The 21,105-nt window shown below is 63.0% G+C and carries 17 protein-coding genes; 11 read left to right on the top strand and 6 right to left on the bottom strand.

The genetic code is table 11. The features are described from left to right. Positions 1 to 26 precede the first annotated feature (26 nt). Genes hemH through AC2TC0_RS14680 form a run of 4 tightly spaced genes read right to left on the bottom strand, consistent with a single transcriptional unit; the run spans position 27 to position 4,792 of the window. Entirely contained in the window at positions 27 to 1,031 is a 1,005-nt protein-coding gene (hemH, locus tag AC2TC0_RS14695; RefSeq protein WP_484718237.1) for a ferrochelatase, read from the bottom strand. Then, positions 1,028 to 3,319, bottom strand: a complete 2,292-nt coding sequence (locus AC2TC0_RS14690; protein ID WP_484718236.1) for a molybdopterin cofactor-binding domain-containing protein — start codon at positions 3,317 to 3,319, stop codon at positions 1,028 to 1,030. The genes hemH and AC2TC0_RS14690 overlap by 4 nt, the downstream gene beginning before the upstream one ends. Before the next feature lie 53 nt (positions 3,320 to 3,372). After that, complete coding sequence (locus tag AC2TC0_RS14685; RefSeq protein ID WP_484718235.1) at positions 3,373 to 3,795, bottom strand: CoA-binding protein; 423 nt, start codon at positions 3,793 to 3,795, stop codon at positions 3,373 to 3,375. A gap of 1 nt (position 3,796) precedes the next feature. Further along, positions 3,797 to 4,792, bottom strand: coding sequence for an Mrp/NBP35 family ATP-binding protein (locus AC2TC0_RS14680; protein ID WP_484718234.1), 996 nt, complete (start codon positions 4,790 to 4,792; stop codon positions 3,797 to 3,799). Between the two features lie 90 nt (positions 4,793 to 4,882). On the opposite strand from AC2TC0_RS14680, the gene hflK reads away from it, so the two are divergent. The 3 genes from hflK to AC2TC0_RS14665 all read left to right on the top strand — a co-directional run bounded on the left by hflK (position 4,883) and on the right by AC2TC0_RS14665 (position 8,522). Further along, positions 4,883 to 6,037 carry a protease modulator HflK gene (gene hflK, locus AC2TC0_RS14675; protein ID WP_484718233.1) on the top strand — a complete coding sequence of 385 codons (1,155 nt, stop codon included), beginning with the start codon at positions 4,883 to 4,885 and terminating at the stop codon, positions 6,035 to 6,037. Further along, entirely contained in the window at positions 6,037 to 6,888 is an 852-nt protein-coding gene (gene hflC, locus AC2TC0_RS14670; protein ID WP_484718232.1) for a protease modulator HflC, read from the top strand. Before hflK ends, hflC begins: the two co-directional genes overlap by 1 nt. A 137-nt stretch (positions 6,889 to 7,025) precedes the next feature. Then, the gene (locus AC2TC0_RS14665) at positions 7,026 to 8,522 is read left to right on the top strand and encodes a trypsin-like peptidase domain-containing protein (protein ID WP_484718231.1); all 1,497 of its coding nucleotides are present in this window, start codon (positions 7,026 to 7,028) and stop codon (positions 8,520 to 8,522) included. A 58-nt stretch (positions 8,523 to 8,580) separates the two neighbouring features. Here the strand turns inward: AC2TC0_RS14665 and AC2TC0_RS14660 are convergent, their stop codons facing one another. Continuing rightward, positions 8,581 to 9,501, bottom strand: coding sequence for a LytTR family DNA-binding domain-containing protein (locus tag AC2TC0_RS14660; RefSeq protein WP_484718230.1), 921 nt, complete (start codon positions 9,499 to 9,501; stop codon positions 8,581 to 8,583). Between the two features lie 24 nt (positions 9,502 to 9,525). Between AC2TC0_RS14660 and AC2TC0_RS14655 the strand changes: the two genes are divergently transcribed. From AC2TC0_RS14655 to AC2TC0_RS14640, 4 genes are all read left to right on the top strand, one after another. Further along, the gene (locus tag AC2TC0_RS14655) at positions 9,526 to 10,695 is read left to right on the top strand and encodes an acyltransferase family protein (RefSeq protein WP_484718229.1); all 1,170 of its coding nucleotides are present in this window, start codon (positions 9,526 to 9,528) and stop codon (positions 10,693 to 10,695) included. A gap of 46 nt (positions 10,696 to 10,741) precedes the next feature. After that, positions 10,742 to 11,113 (top strand): VOC family protein, encoded by a 372-nt coding sequence (locus tag AC2TC0_RS14650; protein ID WP_484718228.1) that lies wholly within the window; start codon positions 10,742 to 10,744, stop codon positions 11,111 to 11,113. Between the two features lie 268 nt (positions 11,114 to 11,381). Beyond that, on the top strand, positions 11,382 to 12,968 hold the full coding sequence (locus tag AC2TC0_RS14645) for a helicase HerA-like domain-containing protein (RefSeq protein WP_484718227.1): 1,587 nt from the start codon (positions 11,382 to 11,384) through the stop codon (positions 12,966 to 12,968). A 24-nt stretch (positions 12,969 to 12,992) separates the two neighbouring features. After that, positions 12,993 to 14,279 (top strand): cytochrome P450, encoded by a 1,287-nt coding sequence (locus tag AC2TC0_RS14640; protein ID WP_484718226.1) that lies wholly within the window; start codon positions 12,993 to 12,995, stop codon positions 14,277 to 14,279. 27 nt (positions 14,280 to 14,306) lie between these two features. Here AC2TC0_RS14640 and AC2TC0_RS14635 read toward each other — a convergent pair whose 3' ends face one another. After that, positions 14,307 to 16,646 carry a TonB-dependent receptor plug domain-containing protein gene (locus AC2TC0_RS14635; protein ID WP_484718225.1) on the bottom strand — a complete coding sequence of 780 codons (2,340 nt, stop codon included), beginning with the start codon at positions 16,644 to 16,646 and terminating at the stop codon, positions 14,307 to 14,309. A gap of 176 nt (positions 16,647 to 16,822) precedes the next feature. Between AC2TC0_RS14635 and AC2TC0_RS14630 the strand changes: the two genes are divergently transcribed. The 4 genes from AC2TC0_RS14630 to AC2TC0_RS14615 all read left to right on the top strand — a co-directional run bounded on the left by AC2TC0_RS14630 (position 16,823) and on the right by AC2TC0_RS14615 (position 21,105). Beyond that, positions 16,823 to 17,893, top strand: coding sequence for a phytase (locus AC2TC0_RS14630; RefSeq protein ID WP_484718224.1), 1,071 nt, complete (start codon positions 16,823 to 16,825; stop codon positions 17,891 to 17,893). A gap of 57 nt (positions 17,894 to 17,950) precedes the next feature. Then, on the top strand, positions 17,951 to 18,964 hold the full coding sequence (locus AC2TC0_RS14625; RefSeq protein WP_484718223.1) for a threonine aldolase family protein: 1,014 nt from the start codon (positions 17,951 to 17,953) through the stop codon (positions 18,962 to 18,964). Next, positions 18,961 to 19,860, top strand: coding sequence for a DMT family transporter (locus tag AC2TC0_RS14620; RefSeq protein WP_484718222.1), 900 nt, complete (start codon positions 18,961 to 18,963; stop codon positions 19,858 to 19,860). Before AC2TC0_RS14625 ends, AC2TC0_RS14620 begins: the two co-directional genes overlap by 4 nt. A gap of 105 nt (positions 19,861 to 19,965) precedes the next feature. Next, complete coding sequence (locus AC2TC0_RS14615; protein WP_484718221.1) at positions 19,966 to 21,105, top strand: serine hydrolase; 1,140 nt, start codon at positions 19,966 to 19,968, stop codon at positions 21,103 to 21,105.

The raw sequence follows: 21,105 nt of genomic DNA, 5'->3' as shown, positions 1-21,105 counted from the left end.
CGGTGCCTAAGCGCAGAAGGTTGACGTCAGGTTAGCCAACCCGAAAGTTCTGACCGCACGAGCGCCTCCAGCATGTCCATTCCGGGCGCACTGTCATTGAGGCAGGGGAGGTAGGCGAAATCCTGACCGCCATGCTCGACGAAGGTATCGCGTCCCTGCAGGGCCAGCTCTTCCAATGTTTCGAGGCAATCGGCGCTGAACCCCGGTGCGAAAATGGCAATGCGCTTGACGCCCTCACGCGCCAGCCGTTCGAGCGTGGCATCGGTCGCCGGTTCCAGCCATTTGGCATTGCCGAAGCGCGACTGGAACGACACAGCAATCTCGCGTCCCATCGCCTCGGCCAGCAACCGCGCGGTTTTTACGCACTGGCAGTGATAGGGATCGCCCAGCAGCAAGGTGCGCTCGGGCATGCCGTGAAAACTGGCGAGCAGCACGTCGGGGACAAAATCGAGCGCGGCCAGCCCCGCCTCGACCGAAGCTTTCAGTGCGGCAATATAGGCGGGATGATCGTGGTAGGGGGGAAGGCTGCGCAATGTCGGTTGCCAGCGCAGCGTTGCCAGATGGTCGCCCACGGCATCAGTCACGGTTGCGGTGGTCGCACCGCAATATTGGGGATAAAGCGGGGCGATCAATATGCGCTGGCATCCGGCGGCAATCATGGCGTCCAGTGTTGCCGCAATGGCAGGCTCGCCATAACGCATGGCATAACGGACGATAGCTGCGTCGCCCAGCCGCGCCTGCAGCGCTGCCGTTTGCCGCTTCGTAATGGCAGCGAGCGGCGAGCCGTCCTCGCTCCACACCTCGGCATAGGCCTGCGCCGATTTCTGCGGACGGGTATTCAGGATGATACCGCGCAGGATCGGCTGCCACAGGATGGGCGAGATTTCGACCACGCGCCGGTCCGACAGAAATTGTTTCAGATAGCGCCGCACGGCGGGCACGGTCGGCGCATCGGGAGTGCCCAGATTGACCAGCAGCACGCCAATGCGCGGGGTGATGACGGGTGGGTGGGCGGCGGGTTTGCCGGTCATGCGCGTCCCTCCTGCGACAGCGGCAGGCGGCGGATGCGGCGGCCCGTCGCTGCAGCCAGGGCGTTGGCAATGGCTGGCGCGACTACGGGCACGGCGAGCTCGCCGATGCCACCCGGCTCGCGGTCGCTGTCGATCAGCTCGACGGTGATTTCGGGGCAATGCGACAGGCGCGGCAGGCCGAGTTGGCCCAGCTTGCGCGCTTCGGCCAGCCCCCCGGCATAGTCCGTCGTCGCCCCGACGGCCGCCGCAAGACCGAAAATCAGGCCGCCTTCGATTTGCTGGCGCGCAATGGCGGGATTGACGATGCGCCCACAGTCCGCTGCCGCAACCAGCTGGGTCACACGTAGCCCGTTTGGTCCAAAAGTCGCTGTGGCCATCAGGGCGATATGGCTGCCGCGCATGCTGTGGCACGCCAGCCCCTGCGCTGCTTCGGCGACGCCGCCCTCCCACCCGCCGATGGTAGTGACGCTGATGAGGCAGCGGGCGACTTCGGGCGCGCCCGATAACATGCCCATGCGATAGGATAGCGGATCGGTGTCGGCACGCTTGGCCAGCTCGTCGACAAAGCTTTCGATGAAAAAACAGGTATAGCTGTCGGCGTTGCCACGCCATTGGCCGACCGGCAGGCCGATGTCGGCGGGGTAATGATCAACGCTGACGTGCGGGATGGCATAGGGCGGCATGGCGCCGTCAACTGCCCCGGCATCGCTGCGCCCGGCTGCCGCACGTTGTGCCGCATACGGACGCGCATTGTCGACCAGCCGGGCGCGCAGCTCGTGGGTGGCGGACGGGGCCGCAATCTTGACCGCAAGCGCATCGATGCCGCCCGCACTGTTCAGACTGGCCGCCAGATGGGCTGCGGCAGGCGGGCGCGGCAGGTCGCGAATAATTTCCTCGGCGCGCGACCAGGACAATTGCACCGGCTTATTGATCGTTTGGGCGATGACTGCGGCCTGCACGGCGGCGCTGTGGTCAAAGGCGACGCCGAAACTGCCCCCCGCAGGCATGGGGAACAGGGTAATATTGGCCGCGTCGCGTCCGGTCGCGGCGGCGATGGCGGCGCGACATTGCGCCGGGGCCTGCGTTGCGGCCCAGACGCGCAGTCGGTTGCCATCAGGCGCGGCGGTGGCGCTGCGGGTCTCGATAGGGGCATGCAACGCCGGGGCGACCCGAAAACTGCTGCCCAGCACCGGCCGCCCGGCAAAGGCAGTGCCGACGTCGCCGCGTTTGGCCACCCGCCAGCCGTCGCTTTTCAGCGCATTGTCGAGCGCCGTGTCGATACCCTGGGTTGATACCGGTTTGCCCGCCGTCTCAAACACTGGAGCAAAGCGGTCGAGCGCGCGGTTTGCCGCCCACCAATTGCGCCCCACCACGGCCAGCCAGCGTTCGGTTTGCACATAATGGAGCACGTCGGGACTTTTCAGTCCGGCCGCTTTGTTGATGGATTTCAGCCTCGTGTCGCCAACCGGTCCCTGCCGGATCGCAGCATAAACCATACCGGGCAGGCGGATGTCGCCTGCATAATTCATGCTGCCATCGACTTTGGCGGGGGCGTCGAGACGGGTCAGTTCCTGCCCGTATAGCGGGTCGGCGGCGCCGGCGCGATATTGTGGTTCGGCCGGCGGCGTCATGGCGGCAGCCTCGCTTGCCAGTTCGCCAAACCGCAGCCGCTGCTGCCCGAGCGTGACAAAGCCGCCCTCGGTGTCACAGGCTTCCCAGTCCGCATCCCAGCGCGCGGCAGCCGCCATCATCAGCATCGCGCGCGCCTGCGCTGCCGCGGCGCGGCAAGGCCCTTCGAACATCTGCACCGAAGAGGAACCACCGGTCAGCATCATCGCATCGCGGGTCGCAAATTCGCGCCGCGTCCAGGCACGCACATCAGCAACGGCCTCGGGCAGGCCGGCGCGTGGTGTGACGGTTTCGCTGTCGCGGTCAACGAGCCAGATATTGGCATAGTTCGGGCTGATCGGGGCTGGTTCAACCGCAATGGTGCGCCAGTCCGCTCCCAGTTCGTCGGCCATAATCTGGGGCAGCAAGGTGGTCACGCCCTGGCCCATTTCGCATTGGGGCACGATCATCACGACCCGCCCGTCACTGGCGATTTTCAGGAAAGCGTTGAAAACGCTTTCGTCGGGTGCGGCAGCGACATTGACGGGGTAAGTGCGCGGCCACAGCGCCCATGCCAGCGCCAATCCCCCCGCAGCGCCAGTGCCAACCAGCAATGAGCGGCGGCTGATGTGCGGCAGACGCCGCCGCTGTGCGGGAAAATTGTCGCGAAACCGGTTCATGCGCCGCCGCTGATAGGGGCGGTGCGCCAGTCAGGCAAAGGCTTTTGCGCAGCTTAGCGCAGCAAGCCCAGCCGCGGGATTTCAATTTTGGGGCAGCGGTCCATCACCACGACCAGCCCGGCAGCCTCGGCGCGCGCGGCTGCGGCCGGGTTAATGACGCCCAGTTGCAACCATACCGCCTTGGCGCCGTGCGCGATGGCGTCGTCAACCGCCTCGCCTGCCGCTTCGCTGTTGCGGAACACGTCGACAATTTCGGCGGGCGGGCGGATTTCGGACAGGCTTGCGACCACGGGTGCACCATGGATGGTGCCGCCCGCATGGCCGGGGTTGACCGCGATGACATCATGGCCTTGCGCCACTAGAAACCCGAGTACGCCGTTCGAATCGCGCGCCGGATTGGGCGATGCGCCCACCACCGCAATGCGGCGCGGCTGGGCGAGCAGCGCGCGGATTTCGCCTTCGTCGTTGATGGGCATATCAGTCGCTTCCTTTGCGTGCATCGAGCCATACGCCGATGCGCTGGGCAATGTTCAGGAACGGCTGCGCCAACGTGCCGCCCGTCGCCGCTGGAGGTTCGCCGCCATCGCTGGCGGTGCGAATGCCGATGTCGAGCGGAACCCGGCCCAGAAAGTCGAGCCCCATGACGCCGGCCGCCGCCTCGGCCCCGCCGCTGCCAAAGGGGTCGGAAAATTCGCCGCAGTGCGGACAAAGATAGCCCGCCATATTCTCGACCATGCCGATGATCGGCACATCCATCTGCTCGAACAGGCCGATGGCGCGCGTTGCGTCCATCAGCGCCAGATCCTGCGGCGTCGAGACGATAATTGCGCCAGCAGGTTTGTGCTTTTGCAGCATCGAAAGCTGGACGTCGCCGGTGCCGGGCGGCAGGTCGATGACCAGCAGTTCGGTGTCGCCCCAGCTAGCATCGATCAGTTGTTCCAGCGCGCGCCCGGCCATGGGCCCGCGCCAGGCGATGGCTTGGCCCGGTGCGGCAATCTGGCCGGTTGAGAGCAGGGGGACGTTAAAGCGGTTCGGCACCGGCGCCAGTTTGGACCCGCGCGCCTCGGGCTTGATGCCCTCTATGCCCAGCAGGCGCGGCTGCGACGGACCATAAATATCGGCATCGACCAGCCCCACTTTGCGCCCCTGCCGCGCCAACGCGATGGCGATATTGGCCGACAGCGTCGATTTGCCAACGCCGCCCTTGCCGCTGCCCACGGCGATGATGGTCATCGCCTGTCTGGCACGTGTCATGGCGATGCGCACCTCTGCGACGCCCGGTTCGGCCAGCAGTGCGGCACGAACGGTCCCCTCAAGCGCCGTCGCCGCTTCGGTATCCAACCCGGTTACGTCCAGTACCAGCGCGAGCGGCCCGCCCGGTTGCAACAGCCGCAGTCCTGCTGCGCGTCCGTCCGAAATCTCGGCCGCACGCGCGGCCAAAACGTCCATTTCCGGGGCAATTTCGTTGCTCATACCCCGGCAAATAGGGCGATGCGGGCGCTTTGCCAGTGCATAATTTTTCGCCCCCCTGTTTTTCGGCAAAGCTGCCCCTATAAATGGGGTATGGCAAAGCAGATTGACGCAGGGCAACCATCGCAGCCGATTGGCGGATGGCGCAGGTTTTTGAACGGTATCAGCGCGATGGCGAACAGCCCTTGGGGCAGTTCGGGCGGTGATAAGGACGACAAGGGTGGCAAGGATGGCAAGGGCGATGGCCCGCGCAATCCTTGGCTGACCCCCATCGAAGGTCGTGGATCCAGCGACCGCAAGCCGCGTGGCCCTTCCGCGCTCGACGAGCTGCTGAAGCGCGGTCGCGGCTCCGGCGGGGGGTCAGGCGGCGGTTTCGGCGGCAGCTTGCCGCCGCTGCCTTCGGCCAAGCTGTGGAGCTGGGGTGTCGTCGCCTTTCTCGTGCTGTGGGTGCTTTTTTCGTCTTTCCACATCGTTCCGCCTGAAAAGGAGGGCGTGGTGACGCGGCTGGGTAGCTATTCCCGCACTGTCGCCCCAGGAATCAGCCTGACCTTGCCCGCTCCGATCGAGCGCATCCAGATGGAGGATGTGCAACAGATCCGGACGATGGACATTGGCTCGCCCAACGCGGCGGACGAGAATTTCGTGCTGACGCGCGACCAGAGCATTGTCGATATTGCCTATGCGGTGCGCTGGTCGATCCGTGACCCCGAACTGTTTATCTTCCAGCTCGCCGATCCCGAAGGCACGATCCGTGAAGTTGCCGAAAGCGCGATGCGCGCGACGGTTGCCAACTTCAACCTGGTGCAGGCCATCGGTCCGGGGCGTGTCGAGATTGAAACCCAGGTTCAGGCGCGCATGCAGGAATTGCTCGACGAATATCGCGCCGGGGTGCGTATTCAGGGCATCGCGATCCGGCAGGCCGATCCGCCGCAAGCCGTTGATGAGGCCTTCAAGGAAGTAACCGCCGCGCAGCAGCAGCGCGAGGCGGCGATCAACCTGGCGCGTGCCTATGAACAGCAGGTGCTGGAGCGCGCGCGCGGCGAAACCGCGCAATTCGACCAGATTTATGCGCAATATAAGCTGGCACCGGGCGTGACCCGCGACCGGCTATATTTTGAAACGATGGAATATGTGCTCGCCGACGTTGACAAGACGATTGTCGAGCCGCGCGGCGTGAACACCTATTTGCCGCTTCCTGAATTGCAACGCCGCGCGGTGCCCGCGCCGGCCCCGAAGGAGGGCCAGTGATGCTCGACAGTCTGATGCAACGGCCGCTGCGCCTTTTGTTCGTCGTGATTGCGGCGTTGGTGCTACTCACCTCGACATTGGCGATTGTGCCTGAGGACAAGCAGGCGTTGGTGCTGCGCTTCGGCGTCATTACCGGCCAGAAAAATGTCTATGATCCCAAGGAGGATTTTGGCCGTTCGGGCGCCGGTCCGCTGCTGCGCATGCCATTCGCCGAATCGGTGGTGTTCATCGACAAGAAGATTTTGGGCGTGAACATGGAACGGCAGCAGGTGTTGTCGACCGACCAGCAACGGCTGCAGGTCGATGCGTTTGCGCGGTATCGCATCACCAATCCGGTGCGCATGTACACCGCCATCCGGACCGAAGAGCGGCTGACGGAACAGCTCAAGACCATATTGGGTTCATCGCTACGCAACGAGCTCGGCAAGCGCACCTTTGCGACGCTGCTGTCGGCCGAGCGCGGTGCGGTGATGGACAATATCCAGACCGCGCTGAACCGCGAGGCCAATAAATATGGGGCCGAAGTGATTGATGTGCGCATCAAGCGCGCCGATCTGCCCGATGGCCCGACGCTCGAGGCTGCTTACGAACGGATGCGCACTGCGCGCCAGCAGGAGGCGATCACCATCCGTGCTGGCGGCGAGCGTGAGGCACAGGTCATTCGCGGCAACGCCGATGGCGAGGCCGCGCGCATCTATGCCGCCAGTTTTGGAAAAGACCCGGAATTTTATAATTTCTATCGGGCGATGCAAAGCTATCGCCAAACCTTCCGCGGCAAGGACAGTCAGGGGGCTACCAATATGATTTTGTCGCCCGACAATGAATATCTGCGCCGTTTCCAGGGCAACTGACGGGCGCTCTGGGTCGTTCGACGAACGGACGACAGGGGCGGACCGGCGACGGGGTCATTCAATTGGCGTTAAGGCGCGGCTTCGCACCTAGCGACGGTATTTCGCCAGCATTTCTGGCATCAGAGAGGAAGATGAACGTGCGCTACGTGTATGGAATCACCACCGCATTGCTGCTTGGCGGCACGGCGATTGCCGTGACCACGGCTCCGCTGGGCGCGCAGGTTGCGCAGAATGAAAAATCGCAGATGGAACGCGTCGTTCCGCGCTCGGGCGCGCCGGCCAGCTTTGCTGATCTGGTTGAACAGCTCCAGCCCGCCGTGGTCAACATCTCGACCCGGCAGGAAGTGACGCTGGGCGAACGCATCAACCCGCTCGCCGGAACGCGCGAGCCCGTCACCCAGCAGCAGCAGGGCGGTGGCAGCGGTTTTCTGATTTCGGCTGATGGCTATATCGTCACCAACAATCACGTGGTGTCGGGCGGACCGCGCGGCGAAGCGGTCGATACCGTGACGGTTATCATGACCGACCGGCGCGAATTCACTGCGCGCATCGTGGGCCGCGATGCCGCGTCCGATCTCGCGTTGCTGAAGATCGAAGCCAATAACCTGCCTTTCGTGCGTTTTGCCGAAGGGGCGGCCCCGCGCGTGGGCGATTGGGTGGTGGCGATCGGCAATCCGCTCGGCCTTGGCTCGACGGTGACGGCCGGCATTATTTCGGCGGTGCAGCGCAACATCGGCCAGGGCGGCGCCTATGACCGCTATATCCAGACCGACACGGCCATCAATCGCGGCAATTCGGGCGGGCCGTTGTTTGATTTGAACGGCAATGTCGTCGGCATCAACAACATGCTCATCTCGCCGGTCGGCGCGAATATCGGCGTCAATTTCGCCATTCCCGCCGACGCCGCCATTCCGGTCATCGAGGCGCTGCGCAGCGGCGCGCGGCCCGAGCGCGGCTATCTGGGCATCGGCATCGCGCCAGTCGATGAAGATCTGGCTGCGGCACTGGGCATTGCCAAAGACCGCGGTGAATTCGTCCAGCGCGTCGAGCCGGGCGAAGGCGGCGACAAGGCGGGGCTGCGCCGTGGTGACGTGGTGACCAAAGTCAATGGCCGCGAAATACGCCCCGACCAGACGCTGTCGTTCATCGTTGCCAATACCAAACCGGGCACGCGCATCCCGCTGGAAGTGATCCGCGATGGCAAGACAATCACCCTCAACGCCATTGTCGGCACGCGTCCGCCCGAAGAACAATTGGCGCAGGGCGGCGATTTCGACCCTGAGGCGCAGGAAGAAATGCCTGCCAACCCAAGCGCTGGCGCCAACCAGTCAGTGCAAAATGCGCTGGGCGTCGCCGTTCAGCCGCTGACGCCGGAAATTGCGCGGGCCTGCGGTGTCGATACCAGCACCAAGGGCTTGGTGGTCGGCGCGGTGTCCGGCACCAGCGATATCGCGCGGCGCGGGGTGCGGCGGTGCGACATCATCCTGACCGCCAACCGCACGCCGGTGACCACGATCGAGGCGCTGGCCAAGGCGATCAGCGATGCGAAGGCCGCCAATCGCGAAGCGCTGCTACTTGAAGTGCTGCGCCGCGGCGGCCCGTCGACCTTCCTGCCGGTGCGGTTGCAGAAATAGGACCAGCGTCAGGGCATGGGTGCAGCACTATCAGGGGCTGCACCCTTGTCGCCAGCGGCTACAGATTGCCCCGATAGCGCCTACTGCCCCCGATTACGGTTCCGCTGCACAGCGTAATGTCGAAATCGCCGCTTTGCCGCGTTTCGATTTTGGCGATCATCGCGCGCTGAACCAGCCGCGAGCGGTGGATCTGCTCAAAGCCGTGGGCGCCAAGTTCGGCGAATATGTCGGCGAGCGTTCGCCGCGCAATGTGCGTGCCGAATGCGCCGTGCAATTCTACATAATTTCCGGCTGCGGCGACCCACTCAATCTCGTCGGCATTTAACCAGAAAGCGCGATTGCCGTCGCGTACCTCGACCCGCTTGGCCGCTGCCGGGACGACTTCGACAACCGTTGGCTGCCTGACCATTCGTTCGAACAGCAAATAGGCCAGCACCACCATGGCATAGGTGACGACATCCTTGCGATATTCATAGATAAGCTCTGCGCCCAGCGCGCCGGGAACGCGATATTGTGCGCCGACCATGTAATAGGCCAGCGTGCGCAGACCCCACATAGCCGCGCTGTGCGTTGCCGACACCAATATGGTCGCGGCCAGATGCAATGCCGCGCGGGCGATCGCGCTGGAGGCCTGGCACGCAATCCGCCGGGTCAGCCACAGGATTAGCGGCAGCAGCGCCAACCAGGCGGTCAGGCTGGTCGCTTCCCATACCCACAGTTGCCATGGGACGACGGGTTGGCCCAAGTCCCGTCGGTCATCGATCAAACTGGTGGCATTGACAATCATCTGCACAGTGCCGAATCCGGCCAGCGTGGCAGCAGTCAGCCATGTCGGATGCCGCCATCCACCTTGTCCCACACCACTCGCACCCGATGGGCCACCGCTCATCACTGTCGCCTTTTCCCCCGCCCCAGCCGTGCCGCCGTCTGTCACTCGATCGGCGACAGCGGACGCGACCTCGATCATTTCTGGCCCCATCAGTAATGGCAAAGGATCGGCAACATGCAAGCGACCAACATTACCACCAGCCGCCAATATGGCCTCGACTGGCTGCGGATCGGGGCCTTTGCCCTATTGATCCTTTACCATGTCGGCATGTTCTTCGTGCCGTGGGGCTGGCACGTTAAAACGTCTGATCCGCTCGCTTGGCTGCAATGGCCGATGATGGCGGTGAACCCGTGGCGGCTGTCGCTGCTGTTCCTGATTTCAGGCGTGGTGTCGCGCGCGTTGTTGGCAAAACTTGCGCGTCCGGGCGCCTTTTCGGCAAGCCGCTCGTCGAGGTTGTTGATACCCTTGGCCGCTGGCATGGCCATTTTTGTTGCCCCCCAGCCGTGGGCAGAACTCAGCGATCAGGGACGCTATAGCGCAAGCTTCGTTCATTTCTGGCTGAACGACTATTTTGAGTTTGGCGCGAGCCGGGGCCTCGTCTTGCCGACGTGGAACCATCTGTGGTTCGTCGCTTATCTCTGGGTTTATTCGATCGTGCTGGCGGTGGCGGCGTCGTTGCCGCTAACCATGCGCGCCCGGATCCAGGCGGGCTTTGACCGCCTCTTTGCCGGGTGGCGGCTGTTTGCCCTGCCAATCCTTTGGTTTTTTCTGTCGCGCGTGCTGCTCTATCCCGAATTTGGCGAAACACATGCACTTACCGACGATCCTTATGCCCACGCCGTTTACGGCTTCGCCTTTTTCTTTGGGGTCGGCTTGGCGCGCGCGAACTTGGCCTGGGGCGCCATCGCGCGCAACTGGCCGCTCGCGCTTGCTGCCGCGCTGATCGGCTGTGGCCTCAACCTCTACCTCCACGCGGCAGGCGGCGATGGCGAAGCAGTACGGCTGGCCGCGGCGGCGAGCCGGTCGCTTCTCGCTTGGACGGCAATACTGGGTTTGCTCGGCATGGCGCGGCAATATCTCAACCATGATGGCCCGGCGCGGCGCTATCTGACCGAAGCGATTTTCCCATATTATATCGTCCACCAGACGATCATCGTCCTTCTCGGCTATGGGCTGAAGGGCTTGGCCTTGGGCCCACTCGCCGAATTTGCCATCATATTGCCCACCACCATCATCGGTTGCGCCCTCACCTATGAAGCGGCGCGCCGCGTCAATTGGCTCCGCCCGATATTGGGGCTGAAGCGCACCGGACCCAAGGCCGAATCGATGCTTGTGTCGGCATGATGTTCTTCCTATGTTCTATTCCCGAATCGCAAGCAGGAGCAATATCATGATCGGCTATGTCACCCTTGGAACCAACGACCTTGCGCGTGCCGCGACCTTTTACGACGCGCTGTGCGCCGAGTTGGGCGTCGGGCGGATGATGGAATTTGACGGCTTCATCGCCTGGGGTGTGCCCGGCGGCGGCGCGGGGATCGGCATCACCAAGCCCTTTGACGGCAATGCCGCGAGCGTCGGCAACGGTGTGATGGTTGCGCTGGAGGCGAAGGACAAGGACCAGATCCAACGCCTCTATGACATTGCCCTCGCGCACGGCGGCACCGACGAGGGCGGGCCCGGCCCGCGCGGCGACGGCGGTTTTTACGCGGCCTATTTCCGCGACCCCGACGGCAACAAGCTCAATGCTTTCATCATGGGTTGAGCGCCTGTTGGAGTTAGGCGCAATCGCGAGTGAAGTTGCGCAGTTTTCCGGGCCTTTCCTCCCCATCCGCAGAATGGGGAGGGGGCCCACCCAAAGGGTCGTGAAGGGGTAATCTGGCCGGTTCAATTCACCCCTCCACCATCGCTGCGCGATGGTCCCTCTTCCCATCCGCTCAATGGGGAGGATGGGCTCTAAACGGACTGCCCTTGCTTGATTTCCTCCCCCCGCCCGATAGGGATGGCGGTGAGGCTGGCGGGGAGAGAATGGCGTGAGCGACGTGACTGAACTTTACATCGGCCTTGGCGGCGGCGGCGCAGCGGATGGGCCGCGCCAGGCGCTTGTGCTCAAACGTGCCAACCGCCACGGGCTGATCGCGGGCGCGACTGGCACGGGCAAGACGGTGACGCTGCAGGGCCTTGCCGAAAGCTTCTCCGCCGTCGGCGTCCCGGTGTTTGTTGCCGACGTGAAGGGCGATCTGTCGGGCCTCGCTATGGCGGGCAGTCCGCTGGGCAAACTTCACGAGATATTCGCCAAACGCGCCGCCGAAATCGGCCAGAGCGATTGGGCCTATGCCGATAATCCTGTAATTTTCTGGGATTTGTTCGGGCAGCAGGGCCACCCCATCCGCACCACCATTTCCGAAATGGGCCCGCTGCTGCTCGCGCGGCTGATGGGTCTTAACGAGGTGCAGGAAGGTGTGCTGGCCATTGCCTTCCGCGTTGCTGACGAACAGGGAATGCTGCTGCTCGACATGGGCGATTTGCAGGCGATGCTCAGCTGGTGCGCCGAGAATGCCGATGATCTCACCACGAAATATGGCAATGTATCAAAGGCGACCGTCGGCACGATCCAGCGCCAATTGCTGACCCTCGAAAGTCAGGGCGGCGACCATTTCTTCGGCGAACCCGCGCTCGACATCATGGACATGATCCGGCTCGACGAAAAAGGGCGCGGTTACATCAACATCCTCGCCGCCGACAAATTGATGGCTAGCCCGAAACTCTATGCGACCTTCCTCCTCTGGCTGCTCGCTGAAATGTTCGAGACGTTGCCTGAGGTCGGCGATCCCGACAAACCCAAGCTCGTTTTCTTCTTTGACGAGGCGCATTTGTTGTTCGACGATGCGCCGGCGGCGCTGCAGGACAAGATTGAACAGGTGGTCCGCCTGATCCGGTCGAAGGGTGTCGGCGTTTATTTCGTCACGCAAAACCCGATCGATATTCCCGAGGCCGTCGCGGGGCAGTTGGGGAACCGGGTGCAGCACGCGCTGCGCGCCTTCACCCCGCGCGACCAGAAAGCGGTGAAGGCCGCCGCCGACACGTTCCGCCCCAACCCCAAGGTTGATGTCGCGCGCGAAATCACCGAACTGCGCGTCGGTGAGGCGCTGGTGTCGGTGCTGATGGCCGATGGTGCGCCGTCGCCGGTCGAGCGCACCTTGATCCGCGCGCCGGGCTCGCGCGTGGCGCCGCTCGAGGCCAAGGAACGCGCGATCATCCAGTCGATCTCGCCGCTGGCGGGCAAGTATGACGAGGCCGTGGATCGCGAAAGTGCAGAAGAGTTGATAGCGGCCAAGCGCGAGCAAGCCGTGGCCGCCGCCGCGGAGGCGAAAGCGCAGGCCGAGGCCGACAAGCAGGCCGCTATCGCCGCCAAGGAAGAAGCCAAACGCAAAGCGGCTGAAGAAAAGGAACGGCTGCGGGCGGAGGCGGCCGCACGGCGCGAAGCAGAAAAGCCGGGCCTCGCCGAACAAATGGCCAAATCGGCGGCACGTTCTGCCGCCACTAGCATCGGCCGCCAAATCGCCGGGCGGGCGGGTGGCCAGTTACTGCGTGGATTGTTGGGTAGCCTGTTCAAATAAAGGCGCCGATTGGGGGAGGAACATATGGCTCAGCAGGTGCTGCCCGCCGAGATTGCGCACGCCGTGATTAATCCTGCCGCCTATGGCGATTGGGACGATTTGCACGCCAAGCTAACGTGGGCACGTCAGCATGCGCCTTTGGCCGTGGCGGAAAACCCCGACCATGACCCATTCTGGCTGGTCACGCGCCACGCCGATGTGATGGCGGTAAGCCGCGATCCGGCGCGCTTTGCCAGCGGCGAGCGCCCGACAGTGCTGACCGACCGCGCGGGCGAGGCACTGGCGCGCGCGGCGACACCCGGAAACGACGGGCACCTGATCCGCTCGCTGGTGCAGATGGATGCGCCCGACCATATGAAATACCGGCTGCTGACGCAGAGCTGGTTTATGCCCAAGAACCTGCGCGACGTCGAAGCGCGCATCCGCGAAATCGCGCGCGAAACCGTGGAGCACATGCTGTCGTTCGACGGGACATGCGATTTTGCCCGCGACGTTGCGGCGGAATATCCGCTGCGCGTGATCATGAATATTTTGGGCGTCCCGCGCGAGGATGAGCCGCGCATGCTGATGCTGACGCAGCAATTGTTCGGGCCAACCGACCCTGAGCTGAACCGCAGCCGCGAGGCCATTACCTCGGCCGAGCAGGCGATTGCGATGCTGAACTATGTCATCGCCGATTTTGAGAGCTATTTCGGCGCGCTGACCGCCGACCGCCGCGCCAATCCGCGCGATGATATTGCCACGGTGTTGGCCAATGCCGAGGTGAACGGCGCGCAAATTCCCGACCGCGAGCTGTCGGGCTATTATATGATCATTGCCACAGCGGGGCATGATACCACCAGCGCCTCGACCGCTGGAGCCATGATGGAGCTCGCAAAGTCGCCCGCCCTGTTCGGACAGGTGCGCGCCGCCGAGGCCGACAAGGCCGGACTGATCGAGGAAGCAATACGCTGGTCGGTGCCAGTGCAGCATTTTATGCGCAGCGCGCGCGAGGATGCGGAGATTGGCGGTCAAACCATTCGCGCGGGCGATTGGCTGATGCTCAATTATGTGTCGGCGAACCGCGACGAAGCGGTGTTCACCGATCCTTTTGCCTTTAATCCCTACCGCAACCCCAATCCGCAGATCAGTTTTGGGCATGGGGCACATGTCTGCCTGGGTCAGCACCTGGCGCGGATGGAGATGCGGATCCTGATGGAAGAATTGCTGCCGCGCCTGTCCTCCATCGAACTAGCGGGCGAACCAGCGCGCGTGGAATCGGTGTTTGTCGGCGGGCTCAAACGCCTGCCTATCCGCTTCGCCAAAGCCTGACTTTGGCGAAGCGGCGGAAGGGATGCATCAGAAGGCGAACCGCGCGACAATCTGGAACACCGGACCGGCGGTTTCCGATTCCAGTTCATATTCGTCGAAATCGCGTGTGGTCTGGTCGCCGATGGTCGTGAACTTGTTGAACACTTCGTCCTTCGCTCCGTCGAGCAGGTTCGAGCCCACCGCGCGAATGGTGAAATTGTCGCCAATCCGCTTCTCGACAAAGATTTCAAGGTCAGCGCCATAGCTGGTGAAGATTTCCTCGCCCACGATGCGGTCGAACGCCCGGCCCTGCTTGCGGTAGGTCGCACCGAATGCCGCGTCCCAGCTCTTCACATCCTGGATGAAACCCACGTTGTAGACATATTTCGACTGGCCGTTGAAGCGGCGGTCGCCGAACCCGTCGGTGATCTCGCTGTCGAGATAGCTGAAATTGCCAAAGATGCCGGTGTCGGGCAGGCCGATGAAGCCAAGGTCAGTAGAAACGTCGAATTCGATGCCATAGACTTTGCCGTCGCCGACATTCTGTGGCTGGAGCACAAAGGTGCCGGGGCCTTCGGAGCCTTCGACTAAGGTATTGGTGAGCTCGATCAGGTTGCTGACGTCGCGGTAAAAGACATTGACACCAACAATGCCCGAACCAATGCGGTGTTCATAGCCGATGTCGCCGCCCCATGCGGTTTCGGGTTCCAGCTGGGGGTTGCCAAGCAGGTCGTTGTCGCCCAGTTCTGCCTCGAGCACGGCAGGCGAGATGAAGTTAAGCTCGGGGCGGCGCAACGTGCGCGCGACCGAGGCCGTGATGCGGCCATTGTTGCCAACGTTGAGCTTCAGTGACGCCGACGGCAGCCATTCCTCATAATCATTGGTCTGGCGCTGGTCCGCCGCGGCGACCGTGAAGTCATCAATCGTGACGCTGGTTGTTTCATAGCGCACGCCAATTTCCCAGCGCAGCGCGCCGGTTTCGCCTTCGATCAGCGCGAAGCCGTCGATGCGCTCTTCCTCGATGCGGTTGTCGCTGCCGGGATTGGCGACCAGTGGATCGGGGGTCGTTGCGAAATCGGTCGGATCGCCAACGAACTGGTTCCAGTTATGGACCGAAGTCGTGAGGTTGAAACGGTTGCGGTCCTCGCCGATGAAGGTGTCGCGGTCCTTGTCTTGATAGAACCCCCCCACGACGAATTTGATATCGTCGCCGACCGGGAATTCATGATCGATGCCTGCGCTGAGCTCGGTATCGGTCAGGTCCGCACGAATAACATCGCCGGTGAAGCGCGGTGTTGTCCGGTCGAAATCAATCTCATACTCGGTCTCATTCTGCTCATCGTCGAAGCTCGCGAAGGCAGCTTTGATCGAGGTTTTGCCCAGCGACCATTCGTGCGACAGCTTGCCGAGGATGCTATAGCTGTCCTGCTTGATGCGGTTCACGTTGGCGTTGTCGGTCAGCAGGTTGCCAGGATCGATCGGATTGCGCACCGAACCATTGATCGCGGTCGGATCGTCATATTCGAAGCTGCGCTCGGTTTCGGTGCGGTCGGTGTGGACGTAAAAGGCGCTGAGCGTCAGGTCGGTCGCGGCGCCGCGGATCTCATAGCTGAAGTTCGCCGAATAATCCTTGCCGTCGCGCACGTCGCTTTGGTCTTCGCGATTGTCGAAGTCGTCGGTTGCGAAGTTGGGGTTGTTTTCGGGCGAATCGCCATAACGCAGAGAGAATTTCTTCTTGGGGTTGTGGCGGCCCTGGAAGTTGAGGCCCACAAGCAGACGGCCGGGACCAACTTGGGCTCCGAACACACCGCCGAGGCTGGGTTCGACTTCCTTGTCATCGAAATAGAGGCCGCCGGCGCGCAGATAACCGCCGTCGATCTGATAGCCATCGCGCAGCTTGATGTTGAGCGTGCCGGCCACGGCGTCACCAGTGCGGCGAGCTGAAGAAGAGCGAACGATTTCGACGCGCTCGATCAATTCAGCCGGGATGCGGTCCAGAAAAAAGCTGCGGTCCGCGTTAGCGCCAGGCACCTTTTCGCCGTTGATGAGGATTTGGGTATAGCCGGGCGGCAGGCCGCGCAGCCGTGCGCCATCGCTTTCGATGACGTCAGCCAGAAACGTCACCGACGGCACACGCTTCAGTGCGTCCCCGGCGGTCAGGGGCTCGAAACGCTGGAAATAGTCAGTGTCATAGACAAGGATAGGTTCGGCGGCGTCATCCTCACGGTAGCGATAGCCGATCGAGCCAGTGACCACGATTTCACGGGCGGACTGGACGTCTTCATCCTGCGGCTCGGCAGCCGACGTGTCCTGCGCCATGGCAGCGGTAGGAAGCAAAATGACAACAGAGGTGCCGAGCATCAGCCGGCGCGCGATGCGAGTTTTCATGTGAGTGTGCCCCTTAGCGACTCCGGACATTTCCAGAGAATTGTGTGCGCCGCTATGCGGGCCGGGCGACAGCAAGATGATGCAATGGCGTCTAGAAGGTGACTGTTGAAGGACAAAAAAATGACATTTGCGGCGCACGCGCGGCGCTGGCACAGCGGCCACCAAAGGGGTCCCTTATGAACAAATTGCTTTTTCCAGTGCTGCTTGGCTCAACATTGCTGATTGCGGCGTGCGCGCCGCGTGAAGTGCCGGTCGAGGTGCGGATTGCCAATGCGCTGCCAGCCGACAATGTCACCGCCGCAGCCGAAACCGACCCCGTAGGCACGGCGGCCGCCGATGCTGCCGACGATCCGGCAATTTGGCGCAACACCGCCAATCCCGCTGCCAGCCTGATTGTCGGAACCGACAAGAAGGCGGGGCTGCATGTCTACACGCTGGACGGGAAATCGCGGTTTTTTGCCAACGCGGGGCTGGTCAACAATGTTGATCTGATCGAAACTTCCGCCGGAATTTTCGTGATTGCTAGCGACCGCAATGATCCGCGCAATTCGCGGCTCGCCCTGTTTGGACTGGATCCCAAGGCCACGACACTGACGCCGCTGGGCAAGGTATCGAGTGGGCCGGGCGAGGCTTATGGTGTCTGCATCGACTATATGAAGAGTACTTCCAACAAGGTGATGGTCTTTGCCGCGATTAAGGACGGTTCCATTCGGCAGATTGCCATTGACCTGTCGAATGGCGCGCCTGCTGCGACAATAGTCCGCACGATGAAGGTGAATACGCAGATCGAGGGCTGTGTCGTCGACCCTGCTAGCCGCAGCCTGTTCGTGGGCGAAGAGGATGTTGGTATCTGGCGGTTCGCCGCTGACGCGGGGGCGCCGACAACCGGTACTTTGGTGGTGCCCGCCGATGGCAAGCAATTGGTCGCCGACGTCGAGGGGCTGGCGCTGGTCGAGGTCGGCGGGCGCTCGCTGCTGATCGCGTCGAGCCAGGGTGACAATGCCTATGTCGTGTTTGGAGTGCCGGCTGATTCGGCAGCGGCTTTGCCAATGCTGGGGCGTTTCCGGATCGCGGCGGGCAAATTTGGTGCGACGGAAGAAACCGATGGCATCGAGTTAATGCTCGGTGATTTCGGCGCGGACTATCCCGAGGGGCTATTCGTCGCGCAGGACGGCGACAATGCCCCCGCGGCGCAGAACTTTAAGCTGGTCGGATGGCGCGAAATCCGGCTGGCACTCGGCCTCTAACTCTAATCGGAAACGCGTGCTTGCGCGTTTGACCAGTTGCGGGCATCGGCCCTCGGCATGCCTTCGACGACCCGACTCTTTTCCGACAATGCCGCTACCGTTCACCCGAAGGTGATGGAGGCGCTGGCGCGTGCCAACCAGGTCGATACGGCCTATGACGGCGATGGACTGTCGCAAGCACTGGACGCTGCGTTTTCCGACCTGTTTGAAACCGCGTGCGAGGTGGTGTGGGTGGCGACCGGCACCGCCGCCAACAGCATCGCGCTCGCCCATTTTGTGAGGCCATGGCAGGCGATTGTCTGTCACGACGAGGCGCATATCGAGGTCGATGAATGCGGCGCGCCGGGCTTTTACAGTGGCGGTGCCAAGCTGATTTTGGTGGCAGGAGCTGGCGCGAAGATGGCGCCGGCGGCGCTGGAGGCGCGGCTTTCGTCGATCCGGAACGATGTGCATCAGGTCCAGCCAGCGGCGGTCAGCATCACCAACGCATCCGAATATGGCTTAAGCTGGCGACCCGAGGAGGTTGCCGAGGTCGCGGCGATCGCCAAGGCACGCGGATTGAAGGTGCACATGGATGGTGCGCGCTTTGCCAACGCCATCGACCATGTCGGCTGCGCGCCTGCCGATGTGACCTGGCGTGCCGGCGTTGATGCGCTGTCGTTTGGTTTTACCAAAAATGGCGCGATGATGGCTGAGGCGCTGGTGTTTTTCGGCGGCAGCGGCGGTGCCGGCGTGCGCGAACTGAAAAAGCGCGGCGGCCATTTGCTCAGCAAGGGGCGTTTCGTTGCGGCGCAGATATTGGCGATGCTGAAAGATGATCTGTGGCTGACCAACGCGCGCGCAGCCAATGCCGGGGCTGCGGCACTGGCGGCGGCGTGCGGCCAGCGTTTGCTCCACCCAGTCGAGGCGAATGAGCTGTTTGTGCGGCTGACGGCGGACGAAGCGTCGCGACTGCGCGGCGCGGGTTTTGATTTTTACGATTGGGGTGAGGGGCAGGCGCGGCTGGTGGTCAGCTGGGATCAGGACGTTGCCGATCTGGAACGGCTTGCGGCGGCAATTACGGCGCTGTGACCACATCCGCTCCAACCCTGCTCACGCCGCGCGTGCTGATCCCATTCGTACTGGTGACGATGATCTGGGGATCGACCTGGATCGTTATCCGCGACCAGCTGGGCAGCGTGCCGCCGAGCTGGTCGGTCACCTATCGCTTCGCCATTGCTGCCGCTGCGATGTTCCTGATCGTAGCCATCCGCCGCGAGCCAATGCTGCTTCGCGGGCGTGTGTGGGGATTTGCCGCGTTGCTGGGGTTGGCGCAGTTCGGCTTCAATTTCAATTTTGTCTACCGCGCCGAAGCGTTCATCACCTCAGGGCTGGTGGCGGTTCTGTTTGCTCTGCTCATCGTACCCAACACGCTGATGGGCCGCCTGTTTCTTGGCACGCCGATCGAGCGACGTTTTCTGGTGGGCGGTGGCATAGCGATTGTTGGCATCGCCATGATGATTGCACACGAGGTGGACGCCGCCAATCGCGGCGCCGCAGCCGTCATCGCCGGAACAATGTTGACGCTGGCCGGGGTGATGAGCGCATCGGCTTCGAATGTTATGCAGGGCAGCCAGCTGGCCAAGGCCCAATCAATGTTCGTAATGGTCGCCTGGGCGATGCTGTTTGGCGCGCTCGCCGATGCTGGTTTTGCCTACGCCACCGTCGGGCCTCCGGTGTGGGACAACCGCCCCGAATATCTGGCTGGATTGTTGTGGCTGGGCGTGGTGGGCAGTGCGATAACCTTCCCGCTTTACTTTGGGATTATCCGCGCGGTCGGCCCCGGACCAGCGGCTTGGTCGAGCGTGCTGATCCCCATCATTGCCATGGGATTTTCGACCGTTATCGAGGGATATATGTGGGCACCCTTATCGGTTGCTGGCGGGTTGGTGGCGCTCGCTGGGATGGTTGTGGCGCTGCGCCGATAGGTCGGACGCTAAATGGTTGCACCGTTGGTCGCGGCCAGAGAATCGTTCGTCGCAAAGCCGCGATCGTTCAGTGGCGGGCCAGCGCTGGTGCGGTAAGGCAGATTTATGCCCAAATTGGACCGACCGCCCCGCTCCCTGATCCTGATGGCGGCGCTCGCCGTGTCGGCTTGCGCCGGGACGGTGGTGCCGGCTTCCGTCCCACCGCCGACGCGCACGACGCCCACAGCGACACGGCCAACACCCGCGCCTGCGCCATTGCCGCGCGAAGGCCGCGCGCCGATGCCGCTGCCCGCGTCGCTCGACCCCGGATTTGCGCGGCCCCCGCCAGGGCTGAGCGACACGATTTTCCAGCTTTGGAAGGCCTTTCCCGGCAAGACAGGTATTGCCGTGGCGCGCATCGACGGCGACTGGCAGCTGGCATGGCGCGAAAATGACCTTTTCCCACAACAGAGTGTGTCGAAGCTGTGGGTGGCGCTCTCTGTGCTGGATGCTATCGATCGCGGCGAGGCCAAGCTGACCGACCGGGTACGCATAACTCGCGATGACCTGACGCTGTTCAGCCAGCCCATCGCGGCACGCGTGCTGGCAGAGGGCAGTATCAGCCCCACCGTTGCTGAACTACTCGAGCAAGCGGTCAATCGCAGCGACAATACTGCCAATGACAGCCTGCAGCGGCACATCGGCGGGCCGCAAAAGGTGCGCGATTTTATCGCGCGCAAAAAGCTCGGCGCGATTCGTTTTGGCCCTGGCGAGCGGTTGTTACAGGCACAGATCGCGGGCCTGACGTGGGAGCAATCGATGTCGTTGAACCGGGGGTTCGAAGCGGCGCGCGCCAAATTACCGCCCGAGGTGCGTAAGGCGGCGATGGATCGTTACCTCGCCGACCCAATCGACGGGATGAGCCCTGGCGCGGCAGCACGGGCGCTGACGCGGTTGGCGCGCGGTGAGCTGTTGTCGTCCGAATCAACCAAATATGCGTTGGACCTGCTCGAGCGCACGCGCACCGGCCCCAACCGGTTGCGTGCCGGATTGCCGCCGGGCTGGCGATGGGGCAACAAGACCGGCACAGGACAAAATTTGCCGCCAATCACCGCAGGCTATAATGATATCGGCATCGCCACCGCACCCGACGGAACGCGTTATGCTATCGTTGTATTGCTGGCCGACACAACGGCGTCGATCCCCGCGCGGATGCAGTTGATGCAAGCAGTGTCGCGCGCAGTGGCCGAGGGACATGGGAGGTGA

Source organism: Sphingopyxis sp. sgz302558 (assembly GCF_057220455.1).
The sequence above is the reverse complement of the archived record's forward strand: the minus strand, read 5'-3'. Positions and strand labels throughout refer to the sequence as shown.

Bases quoted from the DNA above. Each gene is read 5' to 3' on its own strand.
- hemH (WP_484718237.1), bottom strand. From the start codon at position 1,031: ATGACCGGCAAACCCGCCGCCCACCCACCCGTCATCACCCCGCGCATT.
- AC2TC0_RS14690 (WP_484718236.1), bottom strand. From the start codon at position 3,319: ATGAACCGGTTTCGCGACAATTTTCCCGCACAGCGGCGGCGTCTGCCG.
- AC2TC0_RS14685 (WP_484718235.1), bottom strand. From the start codon at position 3,795: ATGCCCATCAACGACGAAGGCGAAATCCGCGCGCTGCTCGCCCAGCCG.
- AC2TC0_RS14680 (WP_484718234.1), bottom strand. From the start codon at position 4,792: ATGAGCAACGAAATTGCCCCGGAAATGGACGTTTTGGCCGCGCGTGCG.
- hflK (WP_484718233.1), top strand. From the start codon at position 4,883: ATGGCAAAGCAGATTGACGCAGGGCAACCATCGCAGCCGATTGGCGGA.
- hflC (WP_484718232.1), top strand. From the start codon at position 6,037: ATGCTCGACAGTCTGATGCAACGGCCGCTGCGCCTTTTGTTCGTCGTG.
- AC2TC0_RS14660 (WP_484718230.1), bottom strand. From the start codon at position 9,501: ATGGGGCCAGAAATGATCGAGGTCGCGTCCGCTGTCGCCGATCGAGTG.
- AC2TC0_RS14655 (WP_484718229.1), top strand. From the start codon at position 9,526: ATGCAAGCGACCAACATTACCACCAGCCGCCAATATGGCCTCGACTGG.
- AC2TC0_RS14650 (WP_484718228.1), top strand. From the start codon at position 10,742: ATGATCGGCTATGTCACCCTTGGAACCAACGACCTTGCGCGTGCCGCG.
- AC2TC0_RS14640 (WP_484718226.1), top strand. From the start codon at position 12,993: ATGGCTCAGCAGGTGCTGCCCGCCGAGATTGCGCACGCCGTGATTAAT.
- AC2TC0_RS14635 (WP_484718225.1), bottom strand. From the start codon at position 16,646: ATGAAAACTCGCATCGCGCGCCGGCTGATGCTCGGCACCTCTGTTGTC.
- AC2TC0_RS14630 (WP_484718224.1), top strand. From the start codon at position 16,823: ATGAACAAATTGCTTTTTCCAGTGCTGCTTGGCTCAACATTGCTGATT.
- AC2TC0_RS14625 (WP_484718223.1), top strand. From the start codon at position 17,951: ATGCCTTCGACGACCCGACTCTTTTCCGACAATGCCGCTACCGTTCAC.
- AC2TC0_RS14615 (WP_484718221.1), top strand. From the start codon at position 19,966: ATGCCCAAATTGGACCGACCGCCCCGCTCCCTGATCCTGATGGCGGCG.